Annotated in this window: 13 protein-coding genes; 1 reads left to right on the top strand and 12 read right to left on the bottom strand. The window is 72.0% G+C overall.

Annotated features, from left to right (window positions below):
* Positions 1-6: 6 nt before the first annotated feature.
* Entirely contained in the window at positions 7-1,002 is a 996-nt protein-coding gene (locus ACWEOH_RS12125) for a pirin family protein (protein ID WP_452031238.1), read from the top strand.
* Positions 1,003-1,074: 72 nt separating this feature from the next.
* Here the strand turns inward: ACWEOH_RS12125 and ACWEOH_RS12120 are convergent, their stop codons facing one another.
* The 12 genes from ACWEOH_RS12120 to ACWEOH_RS12065 all read right to left on the bottom strand — a co-directional run bounded on the left by ACWEOH_RS12120 (position 1,075) and on the right by ACWEOH_RS12065 (position 15,834).
* Positions 1,075-3,660 carry a M14 family zinc carboxypeptidase gene (locus tag ACWEOH_RS12120; protein WP_452031237.1) on the bottom strand — a complete coding sequence of 862 codons (2,586 nt, stop codon included), beginning with the start codon at positions 3,658-3,660 and terminating at the stop codon, positions 1,075-1,077.
* Between the two features lie 397 nt (positions 3,661-4,057).
* Positions 4,058-5,533 (bottom strand): cardiolipin synthase, encoded by a 1,476-nt coding sequence (gene cls / locus ACWEOH_RS12115; RefSeq protein WP_452031235.1) that lies wholly within the window; start codon positions 5,531-5,533, stop codon positions 4,058-4,060.
* Positions 5,534-5,549: 16 nt separating this feature from the next.
* Entirely contained in the window at positions 5,550-5,726 is a 177-nt protein-coding gene (locus tag ACWEOH_RS12110; protein WP_187432596.1) for a hypothetical protein, read from the bottom strand.
* A gap of 107 nt (positions 5,727-5,833) precedes the next feature.
* Positions 5,834-7,906, bottom strand: coding sequence for a PTS fructose transporter subunit IIABC (locus ACWEOH_RS12105; RefSeq protein WP_452031233.1), 2,073 nt, complete (start codon positions 7,904-7,906; stop codon positions 5,834-5,836).
* 10 nt (positions 7,907-7,916) lie between these two features.
* Positions 7,917-8,903, bottom strand: a complete 987-nt coding sequence (locus ACWEOH_RS12100) for a 1-phosphofructokinase family hexose kinase (RefSeq protein ID WP_452031232.1) — start codon at positions 8,901-8,903, stop codon at positions 7,917-7,919.
* Positions 8,900-9,694: a DeoR/GlpR family DNA-binding transcription regulator gene (locus ACWEOH_RS12095; RefSeq protein ID WP_452031230.1), complete on the bottom strand. Its 795-nt coding sequence runs from the start codon at positions 9,692-9,694 to the stop codon at positions 8,900-8,902. Before ACWEOH_RS12095 ends, ACWEOH_RS12100 begins: the two co-directional genes overlap by 4 nt.
* A gap of 358 nt (positions 9,695-10,052) precedes the next feature.
* Entirely contained in the window at positions 10,053-10,202 is a 150-nt protein-coding gene (locus ACWEOH_RS12090) for a hypothetical protein (RefSeq protein ID WP_187432595.1), read from the bottom strand.
* Positions 10,203-10,215: 13 nt separating this feature from the next.
* Entirely contained in the window at positions 10,216-11,733 is a 1,518-nt protein-coding gene (gene lysS / locus ACWEOH_RS12085; protein ID WP_452031228.1) for a lysine--tRNA ligase, read from the bottom strand.
* A gap of 86 nt (positions 11,734-11,819) precedes the next feature.
* Positions 11,820-12,689: a pantoate--beta-alanine ligase gene (gene panC, locus ACWEOH_RS12080; protein ID WP_452031226.1), complete on the bottom strand. Its 870-nt coding sequence runs from the start codon at positions 12,687-12,689 to the stop codon at positions 11,820-11,822.
* The gene (locus tag ACWEOH_RS12075; RefSeq protein ID WP_452031224.1) at positions 12,686-13,444 is read right to left on the bottom strand and encodes a Rossmann-like and DUF2520 domain-containing protein; all 759 of its coding nucleotides are present in this window, start codon (positions 13,442-13,444) and stop codon (positions 12,686-12,688) included. The genes panC and ACWEOH_RS12075 overlap by 4 nt, the downstream gene beginning before the upstream one ends.
* Positions 13,434-15,179 (bottom strand): PH domain-containing protein, encoded by a 1,746-nt coding sequence (locus ACWEOH_RS12070; protein WP_452031222.1) that lies wholly within the window; start codon positions 15,177-15,179, stop codon positions 13,434-13,436. The genes ACWEOH_RS12075 and ACWEOH_RS12070 overlap by 11 nt, the downstream gene beginning before the upstream one ends.
* Positions 15,180-15,204: 25 nt before the next feature.
* Entirely contained in the window at positions 15,205-15,834 is a 630-nt protein-coding gene (locus ACWEOH_RS12065; protein ID WP_452031929.1) for a PH domain-containing protein, read from the bottom strand.
* Positions 15,835-15,854: the final 20 nt, after the last annotated feature.

The raw sequence follows: 15,854 nt of genomic DNA, 5'->3' as shown, positions 1-15,854 counted from the left end.
GCCGACATGAGCAACCTCGAGCGCGACCCGGTGGAGCTGCTGTGTCCGCCCGACGAGCCGGTCGGCCCGGTCGTGCAGGTGCTCGCGCCGCGCGACGTGCCCCTCGGCGGTCCCCGCGCGATGAACGTGCGTCGCACCCTCCCCCAGCGCGGTCGCACGACCATCGGCGCGTGGTGCTTCGCCGATCACTACGGCCCCGACGACGTCGCCGAGTCCGGGGGCATGGTCGTGCCGCCGCATCCGCACACCGGGCTGCAGACCGTGAGCTGGCTGTTCGAGGGCGAGATCGAGCACCGCGACAGCGCCGGCAGCCACGAGATCGTGCGGCCCGGCGGCGTGAACCTCATGACCGCGGGTCGCGGCATCTCCCATTCCGAGGTGTCGACGCCGGGCACCACCACGCTGCACGGCGTGCAGCTGTGGGTGGCGCTGCCCGAGGCATCCCGCCACATCGGCCCGTTCTTCGAGCACGCCGAGACCCAGACGACGACCGTCGACGACGCGACCGTGCGGGTCTTCGTCGGCTCGCTCGCCGGCCTCGACGCCGACGTCACCGTCTTCTCCGAGCTCCTCGGCGCGCAGGTCGACCTCCCGGCGGGCGGGCGGGTGAGCCTCGACCTCGAGCCGACCTTCGAGCACGGCGTGCTCGTCGACGCGGGGCCGGTGTCGATCCGGGTCGAGGGTGCGGATGCCGCGACCGACGTCGCCTGGTCGGAGCTCGCCTACGTGGAGCCCGGTCGCCGTCGGCTCGAGCTCGTCGCGGGCGACGTGGCCGTGCGCGTGCTGCTCCTCGGCGGCGCGCCGTTCGGCGAACCCATCGTGATGTGGTGGAACTTCATCGGCCGCACGCACGACGAGATCGTCGACTTCCGCCGGCAGTGGCAGGCCGACGTGATCGGCCGCGACAACCCCGACGGCCGGTTCGGCACGGTGCAGGGGTACGACGGCTCACCGCTCCCGGCGCCCGACCTGCCGACCGTGCGGCTGAAGCCCCGGGCCTGACGACGGACTCGCCCCCACGCGACGGCGCCGGCCGGGAGCTCCCGACCGGCGCCGTGCTGCGGCATCCGCCGACTACGGTGCGGGCACCTCCGCACCTTCGGTGCCGGCCCAGAACAGGCCGCGCGCCAGCTGGCTGAAGCCGCCGACCGGGTGGGTGCGGAAGTTCAGCGACGTGCCGAACATGAGCACCTTCGACCCCGCCGCCGACTCGGCCGAGACGACCGACGCCTGACCCGCGGCATCCGCGATCGAACGCCCGGCCTGCGTGGCCGCCCAGTGGCCCGAGATGAACGTGCCGTCGGTCGCGTATCGCTGCTCGACGACCGCGTTCGCGCCGAGGCCGGTGTACCAGACCGCCGGGTAGACGAACGCCGTGTCCTGCGGGTAGGTCGACAGCAGCCCGCCGTCGGGGTTCTCGACCGACACGATGCCGTTCGAGCCGCTGGTGCCCTGCGTCGCCGTCGAGGTGACGAGCCCGAACGTGTTCGCGAAGGTCGCGATCGCCGTGCCCTTGCCCGCGACGCCCTTGCCCGTCGCGAGGTAGTCGGCGACCTCGGCGCGTCCGGCGGCCTGGCTCCCGGTGAACGCGAGGTTCGCGCCGATCCAGAGCACGTCGACGTCATCGAGCTGCACCTGGCCGCTCGTGAGGTTCGCGGAGGTGACCTGCCTGAGGTCGTCGAACCCGAGCTTGCCGAGCGAGACGCGCTCGTCCTGGCTGCCCGAGTAGGCGACGGTGAGCTCGTCGAGGCCGGTGCTCTCCTCGGTCGCGAGGCGAGCACCGTCGGACGCGGTGAACGCGACGCCGTACTCGTCGGCCACGTCGCTCGCGGCGGCGTACGACGCGGCGTCGGTGCCGAGGATGACCGAGCCGTCCTCGAACGCCGACACCGGGATGCCCGCATCGAGGAGCGCGTTGATCGCCTGGTACTCGGCGACGCCGCTCGTGGCGAGCTCGAGGTAGGAGCCCTGCGCCGGCACCGAGCCCGTGGGCGCGGCCTCGGCGACGGACTCGAGCACGACGTCGAGCGGGCCGTCGGTTGTGGATCCGACCGCCTCGACGTCGGCACCCCAGAGGAGCGCGAGGCTCCACGCGGAGATGTCGTACATGTCGGGCACGCGGTCCGAGATGTCCGACCCGTCGGCGAGCAGCACGTTCGCCATGCCGCGCAGCGGCTGGTGCATGTCGACCACGTACGAGCCCGCGGCGTAGTCCACGCCGCCGGCCGTGAAGTCGCTCGCGGCGCGGGAGACCTCGACGCCGTTCGCGATGAGCTGGTCGACGAGGGTCGCGGCATCCGTCACCGAACGCTGCGACTCGTCGACCGGGATCACGTAGGCGCGGGGGAACTCGGCGCTGTAGACGTCGGTCTCGTCCCAGATCTCGGCCCACTCGTTCGGCGCCGGCACGCTCGCCGGGTCGACGTCGGCCGGGGTGACCCGGAGCGGCTCGCCCGCCGTGCCGCGACGGAAGATCTCGATCTGGTTCGCGAGCAGCGCGTCGGCGTGGTCGGCCACGTAGTCGACCGCGGTCTCGATCACGACGCCGGCGACCTCGATGTTGACCTTCGAGTTCGCCTGGTTCGTCTGCTGGTTGTTCGTGCGGCCGAGCGGCAGCTCCACGGTGTTCGTGATCGCGCCCTGGTAGGCGACGTACTGCGGCGTGAAGATCGGGGGCCAGTCGTCCCAGCCGGAGCGGATGTCGCGGTACGGGATCCGGATGTTGCCGGTGTTCGTCTGCGTGACCTGCCCGGTGGTGCGGTCGAGGTACGTGTTGCCCGGGATGTTCGCGTCGACGACGGCCTGCTCGATCTCGAGCGCCGCGGCGTAGGCGTGCGGCAGGAACAGGTCGTACTCGTAGTTCTCGCCGTGGGGCGGACCGCACGGCTCGATCTGCAGCACGTTGGTGTAGCCGTGCAGGTCGATGAAGAACGTCGGCTGGATGACGCTCGACAGGTCGCGGACGATGCGGGACTCCGGCGTCGCGCCGGTGATCATGTCGCGGTTGATGTCGAAGCCGTCGGCGTTCGCGCGCTGTCCGAGCGCACGGCCGTCGGGGTTGTTCGTGACCGTGAAGTAGAACCGGTAGTCCTGGAGCAGGTCGCGCACCTCGGGCCACGGCGCGGTGGCGAGGTACTCGATGTAGTCGAGGATGCCGTCGGTGCCCTCCCACTCGTTGCCGTGGATGTTGCCGTTGAACCAGATCGGCACCTTGTACTGGTTCTGGAGCGGCTTGTTCGTCGCGGCCGCCGCCGGGTCCTGCTTGATGAGCTCGCGGAACTCCCTCTGCTTGGCGGTCTGCGCCTTCGTCTCCTTCGCGGTGAGGGTGACGAGGTGGATGTCGCGGCCCAGCGTCGACTGCCCGACGACCTGCGCCGAGATGCGGTCGCTCGTCGCCATGAGCGAGTTGAGGAACGGCGCGATCTCGTCGTACGGCGTCACGCCGCGGGCGATGGAGGCGTCGGTCGGGTCGTCGGGGACGGTCGGCAGCAGCGGCTGCGACGGGTAGCTCGTGGGCGGGACGACGAGCGAGGAGATCGGCGTGGCGATGGGCGTGGCCGTGAGGGCCTCGACCGCGGTCGCCGGCGCCGCACCGGCGACGAGCGTCGCGGCGACGACCGCCGTGATGCCCGTGCCTGCGAGGAGGCGTTGGAACGACATGGTGCTCCGTTTCTGCGTGGTCTTCTGCGTAGCGTGCGTTGCGTTGCGTGGTCGGCAGTTGCGTGTGTCGGTAGAGGGGTGGAGCGCGCCCGCCGTCGCGGGTGTGCGGGGCGGGCGTGTACGACGCTGGATCCGATGATGCGGGAATCCTGCGTCAGTCGAGCGGTAGTGCCACTCTGGCATGCGGCGTGAAGCGCATTCCAGACCGATTCATTGCGTGTGCATCAAGATTGTTGCGACTTTCGTGCGGTCTCGCTCGTCGCCGCGCAGCACGCCATGGCGCCGGGAGCGTGGGCGGCTGCGCCCCGCTCGACCTGCGCCGACGTGTCGAGGCTACGTGCGGTCGGGTTACGCGCGTGTGTCGGAGCGCGCCGGTCGCGGCATCCGTCGCCCGTCGCTACTGCAGCGCGGAGGTGAGGCGCGCGAGGTTGTCGAGCACGGTCGAGCGCAGCGGCTGCGTGAGCCACTCGTCGAGCGTGAGCTCGCCGCTGTTCTCGCGGTAGCCGTTCTCGACCGCGCGCATATCGCGCACGAACGAGGCGCCGCGCACGAGCAGCGACACCTCCATGTTGAGCTCGAAGGACCGGATGTCCATGTTCGAGGAGCCGATGACCGCGACGTCGTCGTCGACGCTGAAGTGCTTGGAGTGCAGGATGTAGGGCGCCTGATAGAGGTAGATCCGCACGCCGGCGCGCAGCAGGGCCTCGTAGTACGACCGCTGCGCGTGGTACACGAGCGCCTGGTCGCCGATCTCCGAGACGAACAGCTCGACGTGCACGCCGCGCTGCGTGGCGCCGCTGATCGCGCGGAGCATCGCCTCGTCGGGCACGAAGTACGGGCTCGTGAGGATGATGCGCTCGCGCGCCGCGTACATGAGCGCGAGGAAGAGCTTGAGGTTGTTCTCGTTCGTGTAGCCGGGGCCGCTCGGCACGACCTGGCAGTCGAGGTCCTGCGCCTCGCCCTCCTGCCCGAGCGGCACGATCTCGCGCATGGGCGCCTCGCCCGTCTCGAGGTACCAGTCGGTGGCGAAGATCGCCTCGAGGCCCGACACGATCGGCCCCTCGACGCGGGCGACGAGCTCCTTCCACATGAGGCCGCGGCGGATGTTCGACCGCTTGTTGTAGGAGCGGTCGATGATGTTCTGCGAGCCCATGAACCCGACCTCGCCGTCGACGACGAGGATCTTGCGGTGGTTGCGCAGGTCTGGACGCTGGTACCGGCCCTTCAGCGGCTGCACGGGCAGCATGAAGTGCCAGCGCACCTGCATCGTGTCGAGGCGCTTCAGGGTCTTGCGGTAGCCCTTCACCCGGATCGAGGCGATGTGGTCGAGCAGCACGCGCACCTCGACGCCCCGGGCCACGGCGTCGCCGAGGGCGTCGAAGAACCGGGCCGTCGTGGGGTCGTACGCGAAGATGTAGAACTCCACGTGCACGTAGCGCTGCGCGGCGTCGATCGCGTCGGTCATCGCGTCGAGCGACTCCTGGTAGTCGCTGATGAGGCTTGCGCTGTTCGAGCCGATGAGCGGCATCGCGCCCAGCGTGCGGTTGAGGCGCACCACGCCGTCGAACCACGTCGGCCAGGTGCGGCTGTCGCTGATGCGCTCGACGCCGTGCGTGGACTCGCGGATGTACTCGTCGACCTCGGCCTGCTTCTCACGGCGGCGCTTGGGCAGCTTGGGATTGCCGATGAGCAGGAAGATCAGGCCGCCGACCACCGGGAAGAAGAAGATCGCGAGCAGCCAGGCCATGCCCGCGGTGGGGCGGCGGTTCCGCGGCACGACGATGACCGCGATGATGCGGATGACGATGTCGATCAGGATGATCGCGCCGGCGACGAACGCCGTGAACTCGGGCGCTGAGATGTCGATCGTCATCCGGCGGGGCGTTCCGTCATCCGGCCGGGTGTTCGCGCCCGAGCTTGGCTCGCTCCTCGGCTTCGATGCGGGCGTACGCCTTGCGCTCGCCGCGGTCGGCGCGGATGATCGCGCGCATCACGAACCAGAAGATCAGCCCGATGAGCACGGTCGGCGCCAGCGACCAGATCGCATTCGCCCAGAATTCGTTCATAGCCCTTCAAGGATACGGGGGTTTCCTCGGGTTCGGTGAACGGATGCCGCGACGGCGACGTCGAAGGACGCGGCGGGTGCTCCACCCGCCGCGTCCTTCGGTGCGGATCAGGCCGCTGCAGCGGCCGCGGCGGGCACCGGCGCGGCCTCCTCGGCGGCGACCGGGGCGCGGCGCGCCCAGCGCTTCAGGGCGACCACGAGGAAACCCATCACCAGCGTGCCGACGAGGATCGCGAGCATGAACATCCCGAAGTTGCCGATGGCGAAGAACACGAAGATGCCACCGTGGGGTGCCTGTGAGGTGACGCCCGCGGCCATGCAGATGGCGCCGGCGGTCGCACCGCCCACCATCGACGACGCGATCACGCGGATCGGGTCGGCGGCCGCGAACGGGATCGCGCCCTCGGAGATGAATGAGAGGCCGAGCAGCCACGCGGCCACGCCGTTCTCGCGTTCGGGCTCGGTGAACAGGTTGCGTGCGAGCACCGTCGAGGCGAGCGCCATGCCGAGCGGCGGCACCATGCCCGCCGCCATGACGGCGGCCATGATCATCCACGGCGCCTGGTTCTCGAGCGAACCCGCCGCGAGCCCGGTCACCGCGAAGGCGTACGCGACCTTGTTCACGGGGCCGCCGAGGTCGAAGCCCATCATGAGGCCGAGGATCGCACCGAGGGCGATCGCGCTGACGCCCGTCAGCGAGTTCAGCCAGTCGGTGAGCCACATCATGAGCGTCGCGATGGGCGCACCCAGGATGAGCAGCAGCAGACCCGACGAGAACGCCGAGGCGAGCAGCGGGATGATCACCACGGGCATGAGGCCCGCCAGCCAGCGCGGCGGGCGGAGGCGTCCGAGCCACATGGCCGCGAGACCGGCGAGCAGTCCGCCGACGAGGCCGCCGAGGAAGCCCGCGTTCATGACGAGGGCGACCGAGCCGGCGACGAAGCCGGGAGCGATGCCGGGCCGGTCGGCCATGGCGTAGGCGATGTAGCCCGAGAGGGCCGGCACGAGGAACGCCATCGACGAGGCGCCGATCACGAAGAGCACCGACCCGAGGTACTCGGCCAGGCCGCCCGGCGGCAGGTTCCACAGCGCGGAGTTGAGCACGGTCTCGAAGGCGCCGTCGGTGATGTCGTACCCGCCGATGAGGAACGACAGCGCGATGAGCAGGCCGCCCGCGGCCACGAACGGGATCATGTAGCTCACGCCCGTGAGCAGCCACCGCTTGAGGTTCGCGCCGAACGACGCGCCGCCGGCGACCGCGGTCGCGCCCGTCGGCGCTCCGCCGGCCGGCACGCGCGGGGCGTTCGGGTCGGATGCCGCGGCGAGCGCCTGCGCGACGAGCGCGTCGGGCTCGTCGATGCCGCGCTTGACGGGCACCTGCACGACCGGCTTGCCGGCGAACCGGGCCTTGTCGCGCACGTCGACGTCGACCGCGAAGATGACGGCGTCGGCCGCGGCGATGACGGCGGGGTCGAGCGGCTTCGCGCCCGACGAGCCCTGTGTCTCGACGTGGTAGTCGACGCCCGCTCGTCCAGCGGCCGCGGCGAGCGCGTCGGCGGCCATGTACGTGTGCGCGATGCCGGTCGGGCACGCGGTCACCGCGACGATCGAACGGCGATCGGATGCCCCGGCGTCGACCGTAGCGGCATCCGTCGGCGCTGCAGCCGTGGCCGCCGCGCCCGCGGTCGCCGCCGCAGCCGCTGCCGGCGCGGCATCCGATGCCTGCTCGTCGTCGCCCGCGAGCGCACCCTGGACGATGCCGACGACCTCGTCGGGCGTGGCGGCGCTGCGCAGCGACGCGACGAAGTCCTCCTTCATGAGCGAGCGGGCGAGCGTCGACAGGAGCGCGAGGTGGTCCTGTGCGGCGGTGTCGGGCGCTGCGATGAGGAAGACGAGATCGGCGTCCTCGCCCTCGTCGAACTCGACGGGGTGCGCGAGTCGCGCGACCGCGAGGCTCGCCTGCTTCACGGCGGGCGACTTCGCGTGCGGGATGGCCATCCCACCGGGGAGGCCGGTGGGCGCCTGCTCCTCGCGCTTCCACGCGTCGGCGAAGAGGGCCTCGGCGTCGGTGGCGCGGCCGCTCTCGGCGACCCGGGCGGCCAGCGCCTTGATGACGCTGGACTTCTCGGGCCCGAGGTCGGCATCGAGCACGACCAGCCCCGGTTCGATGATGTCGGACATGGGGTTCTCCTTACTGGTGGTCGCCGACCGGCTGGCCGGCGACCTCGGTGACGACGACGCGGGCCGGGTCGACCTGGTCTCGGGTGGGCACCGCGCTGCCCGGGAGGGCGACGGCGGCGGCGCCGGAGGCCACGGCTCGGGCGAGCGCGTCGGCCGGCGACGCGCCCTCCACCGCGGCGACGAGGAAGCCCGCGAGCGAGCAGTCGCCCGCCCCCACGGTGCTTCGCGGCACGACGCGGGGAGCCCGCGCGAACCAGGCGTGGTCCTCGGACACGAGTGCGGCGCCCTCGGCGCCGAGCGTGACGAGGCTCGCGCGCACCCGCTCGACGGGGATCGAGCGCGCGAGGTCGATGGCCTCGTGGGGGCCGGCCTCGAGGGCGGCCTCGTCGGAGGAGCCGGTGAGCTCGGCGAGCTCCTCGGCGTTGGGCTTGATCAGGTCGACGCCCATGCCCGCCTCGACGAGCGCGGCGAGCGCCGCCCCCGAGGTGTCGACCGCGACGCGCGGGGCCGCGGCGCCGGCTCGCTCGGCCGCGGCTCGAGCCGCCTCGACGACGCGCACGTAGAAGTCGTCGGGTGCGCCGGGCGGGAGGGAGCCGGCGAGCACGAGCCAGTCGGCGCCGACGGATGCCTCGGCGGTCGCCTCGACGAGGCGCGCCTGCGCCTCGTCGTCGAGCTCGGGGCCGGGCTCGTTGACCTTCGTGGTCACGCCCGCGGCATCCACGATCGTGAGGTTCGTGCGCACGGCGCCGTGGATGGGCACCGCGCGATGCGGCACGCCCTCGGCGTCGAGTGCGGCGAGGAACGGGTCACCGCTGCCGGCGGGGAGCACGGCGATGGACTCGACGCCCGACGCCCGCAGCGCGCGGGTGACGTTGACGCCCTTGCCGCCCGGGTCCTGCCGGGTGCTCGTGGCGCGCTGCACGGCGCCGGGCTCGAGCGCCTCGGCGAGCTCCACGGTGCGGTCGAGCGACGGGTTGGCCGTGAGCGTGACGATCATGCGAGCACCACCTGCACGTCGGCGTCGGCGAGGGCCTCGGCGAGCTCGGGCGGGGGCGCGGCATCCGTGATGAGCGTGTCGACCTCATCGAGGCACGCGAACCGCACGAGCGATTCGGCGTCGAGCTTCGTCGAGTCGGCTAGCACGACGACGCGGCGGGCGGCATGCACCATCGCGGCCTTCGCGGCCGCCTCGGTCTCGTCGGGCGTGGAGAAGCCGAACGCGGAGCTCACCCCGTTGGCCCCGACGAAGGCGAGGTCGGGGCGGATGTCGCTGAGCTGGGCGATCGTGGTCGGTCCGACGGCTGCGCCGGTGATACCGCGGACCGAGCCGCCCAGGCTGCGGAGCTGCAGGTGCGGGTTCGCGGCGGCGTGGAGGCGCGCGGCGAGCGGCACGGAGTTCGTGGAGACGTCGAGCGTCGCGCCGGACACGTCGGGCGACCAGTTCTCGAGGAGCTCGGCGAGCCTGCCGGTGGTGCTGCCGGAGTCGATCAGCACGGATCCGCGGAAGGTCGGCGGGACGAGATGGAGTGCGGCGCGCGCGATCGCGTCCTTCTGCCGGGCGTTGCGGCCGAGGCGCTCGACGAGGGAGGTCTCGGCGAGGGCCGACTGCTCGGCGGGGACCGCGCCGCCGTGGACGCGGCGGAGGCGCCCGGCCTCCTCGAGCGCATCGAGGTCGCGGCGGATGGTCTCGGTTGTGACGCCGAAGTCGCGTGCGAGGCCCGCGACCGAGACGCGACCGACGAGCTCGAGCGTGTCGGCGATCTGCTGGTGTCGCTCCGTCGCGTACATCGGCCCGTCCTCCGGTCTGCGTCTGCCTGTGATTCCGCCGCCGGTCGGTCGCCGTCGACGTGTTGTGAGCAATATTCACACATGAACCAACAGAAAGCAACACCTTCAAAGATTTCGGGACGATCGGATGCCGGGACGATGTTCATCGACGGCCCGCGCCCCTGCCTCCGTGGCATCGCACGCCGCCCGAATGCAGGAAGAACCCGGGCAGGACCGGTGTGTCGCGGACCACGGAACGGCGTGTCGGGAAGCTCTTCCTGCATGACGCACCGCCGCCTCGAGCGACAACGAGTGGGCGGGACAGCGAAGGCCCGATCCGCGCGGGATCGGGCCTTCGTGAATGGTGCGTCGGAGTGGGTCAGCCGGCGGTGATGATGCCCCAGATGCCCGAGCCGAGCAGGTAGAGGCCGACCGCGCCGACGACGATCCAGATCGCGATGCGCGCGTTCGACGGGCGCTTCGGGTCGGGGTCGGGCTCGAGTTCCTTCTTGGGGAGGTAGTCGTTCATTCGCGGCATCCGTTCACTTGACGAGGGGGAAGAGGATGGTCTCGCGGATACCGAGGCCGGTCACCGCCATGAGGAGGCGGTCGATGCCCATGCCCATGCCGCCCGACGGGGGCATGCCGTACTCGAGCGCCCGCAGGAACTCCTCGTCGAGGCGCATCGCCTCGGGGTCGCCGCCGGCGGCGAGCTTCGCCTGCTCGACGAAGCGCTCGCGCTGCACGACGGGGTCGACGAGCTCGGAGTAGCCCGTGGCGAGCTCGAAGCCGCGCACGTAGAGGTCCCACTTCTCGACGACGCCCGGGGTCGACCGGTGTGCGCGCACCAGCGGCGACGTGTCGAGCGGGAAGTCCATCACGAACGTCGGCCGCTCGAGCGAGCCCTTCACGTGGTGCTCCCACAGCTCCTCGACGTACTTGCCGGGCAGCGGGTGGTCGATCTCGATGCCCTCGGCGTCGGCGAGCTCCTTCAGCCGCGACATCGGCGTCTCGGCGGTGATCTGCTCCCCCACCGCCTCCGACAGCGTGCCGTACATCGAGATGCGGTCCCACTCGCCGCCGAGGTCGAACTCGGTGCCGTCGGCCCAGGTCACCACGTGCGAACCGCTCGTGGCCACCGCGGCATCCTGGATCAGCTGCTGGGTGAGCGCGGCCATGGTGGTGTAGTCGCCGTAGGCCTCGTAGGCCTCGAGCATCGCGAACTCGGGGCTGTGCGTTGAGTCGGCGCCCTCGTTGCGGAAGTTGCGGTTGATCTCGAAGACGCGCTCGATGCCGCCGACCACGGCGCGCTTCAGGTAGAGCTCGGGTGCGATGCGCAGGTAGAGCTCGGTGTCGAACGCGTTCGAGCGGGTCACGAACGGGCGAGCGGATGCCCCGCCGTGCATGACCTGCAGCATGGGGGTCTCGACCTCGATGTAGCCGAGCGCATCGAACGTGCGGCGCAGGCTCGCGTTGACCTTGGCACGGTCGACGACGTTGCGGCGGGCCTGCTCGCGGGCGATGAGGTCGAGGTACCGGCTGCGCACGCGGGTCTCCTCGGAGAGCTCGTTGTGCAGGTTCGGCAGCGGCAGGATCGCCTTCGACGCGATGCGCCACTCTTTCACGAGGATCGACAGCTCGCCGCGGCGGCTGGTGATCACCTCTCCCGAGACGAACACGTGGTCGCCGAGGTCGACGAGCTCCTTCCAGTCGGCGAGCGACTCCTCGCCCACCTCGGCGAGCGACACCATCGCCTGGATGCGGCTGCCGTCACCCGACTGCAGCGTCGCGAAGCAGAGCTTGCCGGTGTTGCGCGAGTAGACGATGCGGCCCGCGAGGCCGACCTGCTGGCCGCTGGCCTCGTCGACGCCGAGGCCCACGAAGCGGTCGCGCACCTCGGGGATGGTCGCCGTGATCGGCAGGCGCACCGGGTACGCGCCGAGTCCGAGGTCGTCGGATGCCGCGATGAGCCGCTCGCGCTTGGCGAGCCGCACGGCCTTCTGCTCCGAGATCTCCTCGGCGGTGGGCTCGGCTGCGGCTTCCGTGGTGGTTTCGGCCATCGTTCACTCTCGGTTCGCGGAAATGTGCGTGCCCAAGCCTACTCAGCCGTGGCTCCGAGGTTCTCGGCAGCGCGGCACCCGCTCGGTCAGCCGCCGACCTCGACGAAGGCGTTGTCGATGAGCCGCGTCGAGCCGACGATCGCGGCGACGAGCACGAGCGCCCTCCCGCGGTAGTCCTCGCCGACGGGCAGGAAGGTGTCGGGGTCGACCACGACGAGGTAGTCGAGGCTCACGCCGTCGTGGTCGCCGAACGCGGCGACGCCCTCGGCGAGCAGCTCCGACGGGCCGTCGGATGCCGCGGCATCCGCTGCCCGCAGCGACTCGGCCAGCACGAGCGCCGCCTGCCGCTGGCCCGCGTCGAGGTAGCGGTTGCGGCTCGACAGGGCGAGGCCGTCGTGCTCGCGCACGGTCGGCACGACCTCGATGCGCAGGGGCATGTCGAGCTCGGCGACCATGCGCGTGACGAGGAAGACCTGCTGCGCGTCCTTCTGGCCGAACAGGGCCACATCGGGCTGCACGATGTTGAAGAGCTTCGCCACGACCGTGAGCACCCCGTCGAAGTGGCCGGGGCGCGAGGCGCCCTCGTACTGCGAGCCGACTGGCCCGGCCTGCACGGTCGTGCCACCTCGTCCGTTCGGGTACATCTCGTCGACGGCCGGGGCGAAGACCGCGTCGACGCCGAGCTCCTCGAGCGCCGCGACATCCGCGTCGAACGTGCGCGGGTAGCGATCGAGGTCCTCGCCGGCGCCGAACTGCAGCGGGTTCACGAAGATCGAGACCACGACGAGGTCGGCGAGCTCGCGGGCCCGCCGCACGAGCGCGAAGTGGCCGTCGTGGAGTGCGCCCATGGTGGGCACGAGGGCGACGCGCCCACCGTCGGCGCGTCGTCGGGCGACGAGCTCGCGGAGCTCCGCGATCGTGGGCACGGTGCGGATGCCCGAAGCCGCCTCGGTCACGAGCCACCTCCCAGTGGCCGGTCGGTGCCGGCCCCGTCGATCGTACCGGTCCCGTCGAGGAACGGCCCGGGGTCGTGCCGCGACAGCGCGTTCTCCACGGCGCTCCGCACGAGCGGCGCGAGCACGGCGCCGGGCCGGGCGACGCCGATGCCGTCGAGCAACCCGCTCGCCTGGTCGACGATGGCGCTCGAGAAGGATGCCGCGGTGTCGATCGCCTCCGCGTACGCCCGGCGGTCGGCCTCGGCCACGACGAACGGCTCCCCGCCCATCTCGACCACGAGGGCCTGGCCGATCGGCAGCACCGGCGCCGGCGCCGTGACGGCGAACCACGTGCCGGCGAGGCGCGCGAGGTCGATGCTCGTGCCCGTGAACGCCATGGCCGGGTGCACGGCGAGCGGGATCGCGCCGGCGCGGCGGGCGGGATCGAGCACGCCCGTGCCGAAGCGGGCGGCGGTGTGCAGTACGAGCTGGCCGGGCTGCCACACGCCGGCGTCGGCGAGCCCCGCGACGAGCCCCTCGAGCTCGCGCTCGGGCACCGCGAGCAGCACGAGCTCGCTGCGCTCGACGATCTCGGGGATCGGCAGCACCGGCACGGCGGGCAGCATCGCCGCCGCGCGCTCGCGGCTCGCATCCGACACGGCTGCGATGCCCGTGACAGCGTGGCCGGCGCCCGCGAGGGCCGCGGTGAGCACGGCGCCCACGCGTCCGGCGCCGATCGCGCCGACGCCGAGTCGGCCGGATCGCTCAGCGGGCATCGGCGGACTCCTGCGGTGCGCCGGCGGCGGTGGCACCCGCGCCGCCCGCAGCGCTCGCGGCGCCCCAGTGGTGCGAGGTGTCGCGAGCGGCGCGGTCGACCGCCTCCGTGGCGAGCCGCTCGAACAGCCCGTCGGCCTCGTCGCGGTCGGCGACCGGAAGGGTCGCGTACACGGGCCCGGCGACCGTGTGGATGCGCACGGCGGCGAGCCGCAGCATCCGCTTCACCGGGCCGACGTGGATGGCGACCGACTGCATGCGCGCGAGGGGCGCGAGCGTGAGGCTGCGCAGCAGCCAGCCGCGGCGGATGAGCGCGACGCCGTCGATCACGTTCCAGCCGATGCGCCGCCACGAGAACGGCCGCAGCCAGGCCGCCCGACGCGGGGTGCGCGAGAATCCGTCGCCGTCGCGTCCGATGAGCCCCGCGTCGACGAACGCGTCGACGGATGCCGCGGAGTCGGGCAGGAGCAGGCCGAGCACGCGGTGCACGTCGACGACCGTGCCGACGGGGAGCACGAGCGTGCGCTGCGCGGCCTCGTTCCCGGCGCTGACCGACTGGCCAGCGACGTTGATGCGGATCGACCACCAGCCGAACGGCCGCCAGAGGATCCACTGCTGCGCCTCGATCGCGTGGATGCGGCCCGGCGGGATCGTCTGGTTGCCCGTCGAGAGCAGCCCGTGGCCGATGCGCACGCCGTCGGGCGTGCCCGCGATCGAGTACCGCAGGGACTTCGTGATGCGCGACCAGAGGTAGCTCACGAGGCCGATCGCGGCCGGCACGAACGAGAACAGCACCCACAGCTGGCCCGTCGAGACGCCGATCACGATGATCGCCACGAGGATGATGGCCCACACCGTCGAGCCGCCGAGCAGTGTCGAGCCGATCACGCGGCCGAGCGGCAGGTGCACGACCGACTCGGGCGGCGCGAGGTTCGGGTCGAGCTCGGGGGCGAGGAACTCGTCGACGCGGTGCCCGATCACGGTCGACACCGAGGCGCGTCCGTTGGCTGCGGGCCCGGATGCCGCGGGCGCACCCGGTGCGGTCGGGGCGACCGTGGGGCCCGCGGCATCCGTCACCGCACCGGCCTCCGTCACGACCGCGGCATCCGTCACCGGCGCCGCCTGCGCGGCCGCCTTCTCGGCGCGGGCCCCGGAGGCGAGTCGCAGCACGTCGGCGCGGAGGCCGTCGGCGAGCGCTGAGCCGAGGTAGGACAGCTGCACGTTCGCCGACTGCCCCGCCACCGAGACCTCGAGCTTCGCCGTGCCGAAGAGGCGCGCGAACACCGGCCGGTTCACGTTGATGCCCTGGATGCGGTCGAGCCGTGCACTGCGGTGCGACCGGAACAGGATGCCGCTGCGCACCTCGACCGCCTCGTTCGTGACGCGGAACGTGTGCATGCGCCACGACAGCCAGAACCCGATGATGACGAGCACGATCACGACGCCGACGCCCGCGACCGCCCAGCCCACGAGGCCGCGGTTGACGATGCCGCCGATCGGGTCGTTGGCCCAGTCGCCCTGCCAGCGTTCGAACTCGCCCTCGAAGTCGTCGCCGAGATCGGGAGCGAAGACCACGATGAACATGTCGACGAGCCGCTCGCGCAGGTTCGCGATGATGAAGCCGAGCACGGCGATGAACACCAGGCCGCCGCGCAGCAGCGGGCTCGCGGGGTGCAGCCGGTGCCACTCGCCGTCGGCGAGGTTCGTGACCGGCTGGGGCCGGACGGGTGCGGTCACCGGATGCTCCCTGCGCCCACTGCGCTCACAGCCCGGCTCGGCGGGTCTCGGCGAGCGCCACGAGCTCGTCGCGGAGCCGGTCGGCCTCCTCCATCGGGAGGCCGGGCACGGTGACGGCGGTGGCGGCCGCGGCGGTCACGAACTTCAGGTCGGCGAGTCCGAGCGCCCGGGCAACGGGCCCGCGCGTGATGTCGACGAGCTGCATGCGGCCGTAGGGCACCGCGACCTGGCGCTGGAACATGATGCCCCGCTTGAAGACGAGGTCGTCTTCGCGCAGGCGGTAGCCGATCGAGCGCACGCGCCGCGGCTCGAACGCGATGCCGATGAGCGAGATCACGCCGATCACGATGGCGCCCCAGAGCGTCCACCACATGCCCCAGAGGGCGTACGCCACGAGCAGGCCGCCGACGAAGACGACCATGCCGATGAGCGAGCCGACGACCTCCACCACGATGTACTTCGGGGAGACGCGGAGCCAGCCGGTGTCCGTGGGTGCGGCCGGGGCGACCGGAGCGGCCGGAGCGACCGGGGGCTCCGGTGCGAGCGGCTGCGCTCCGACATCCGATGCGAAGACCGGAGCGGATGCGGCATCCGTCGGCTGCACCCCCGGCGCCGCGGGCGTCTCGGGCACGGCAGCGGGACGCTGACCCGGCACCGCGCCCTCGCCTGGCTCGA

The sequence above is a fragment of the Agromyces sp. NPDC004153 genome, from assembly GCF_053603635.1.
Note: the sequence above shows the minus strand (reverse complement) of the source record. Positions and strands in the feature narration are given on the sequence as shown.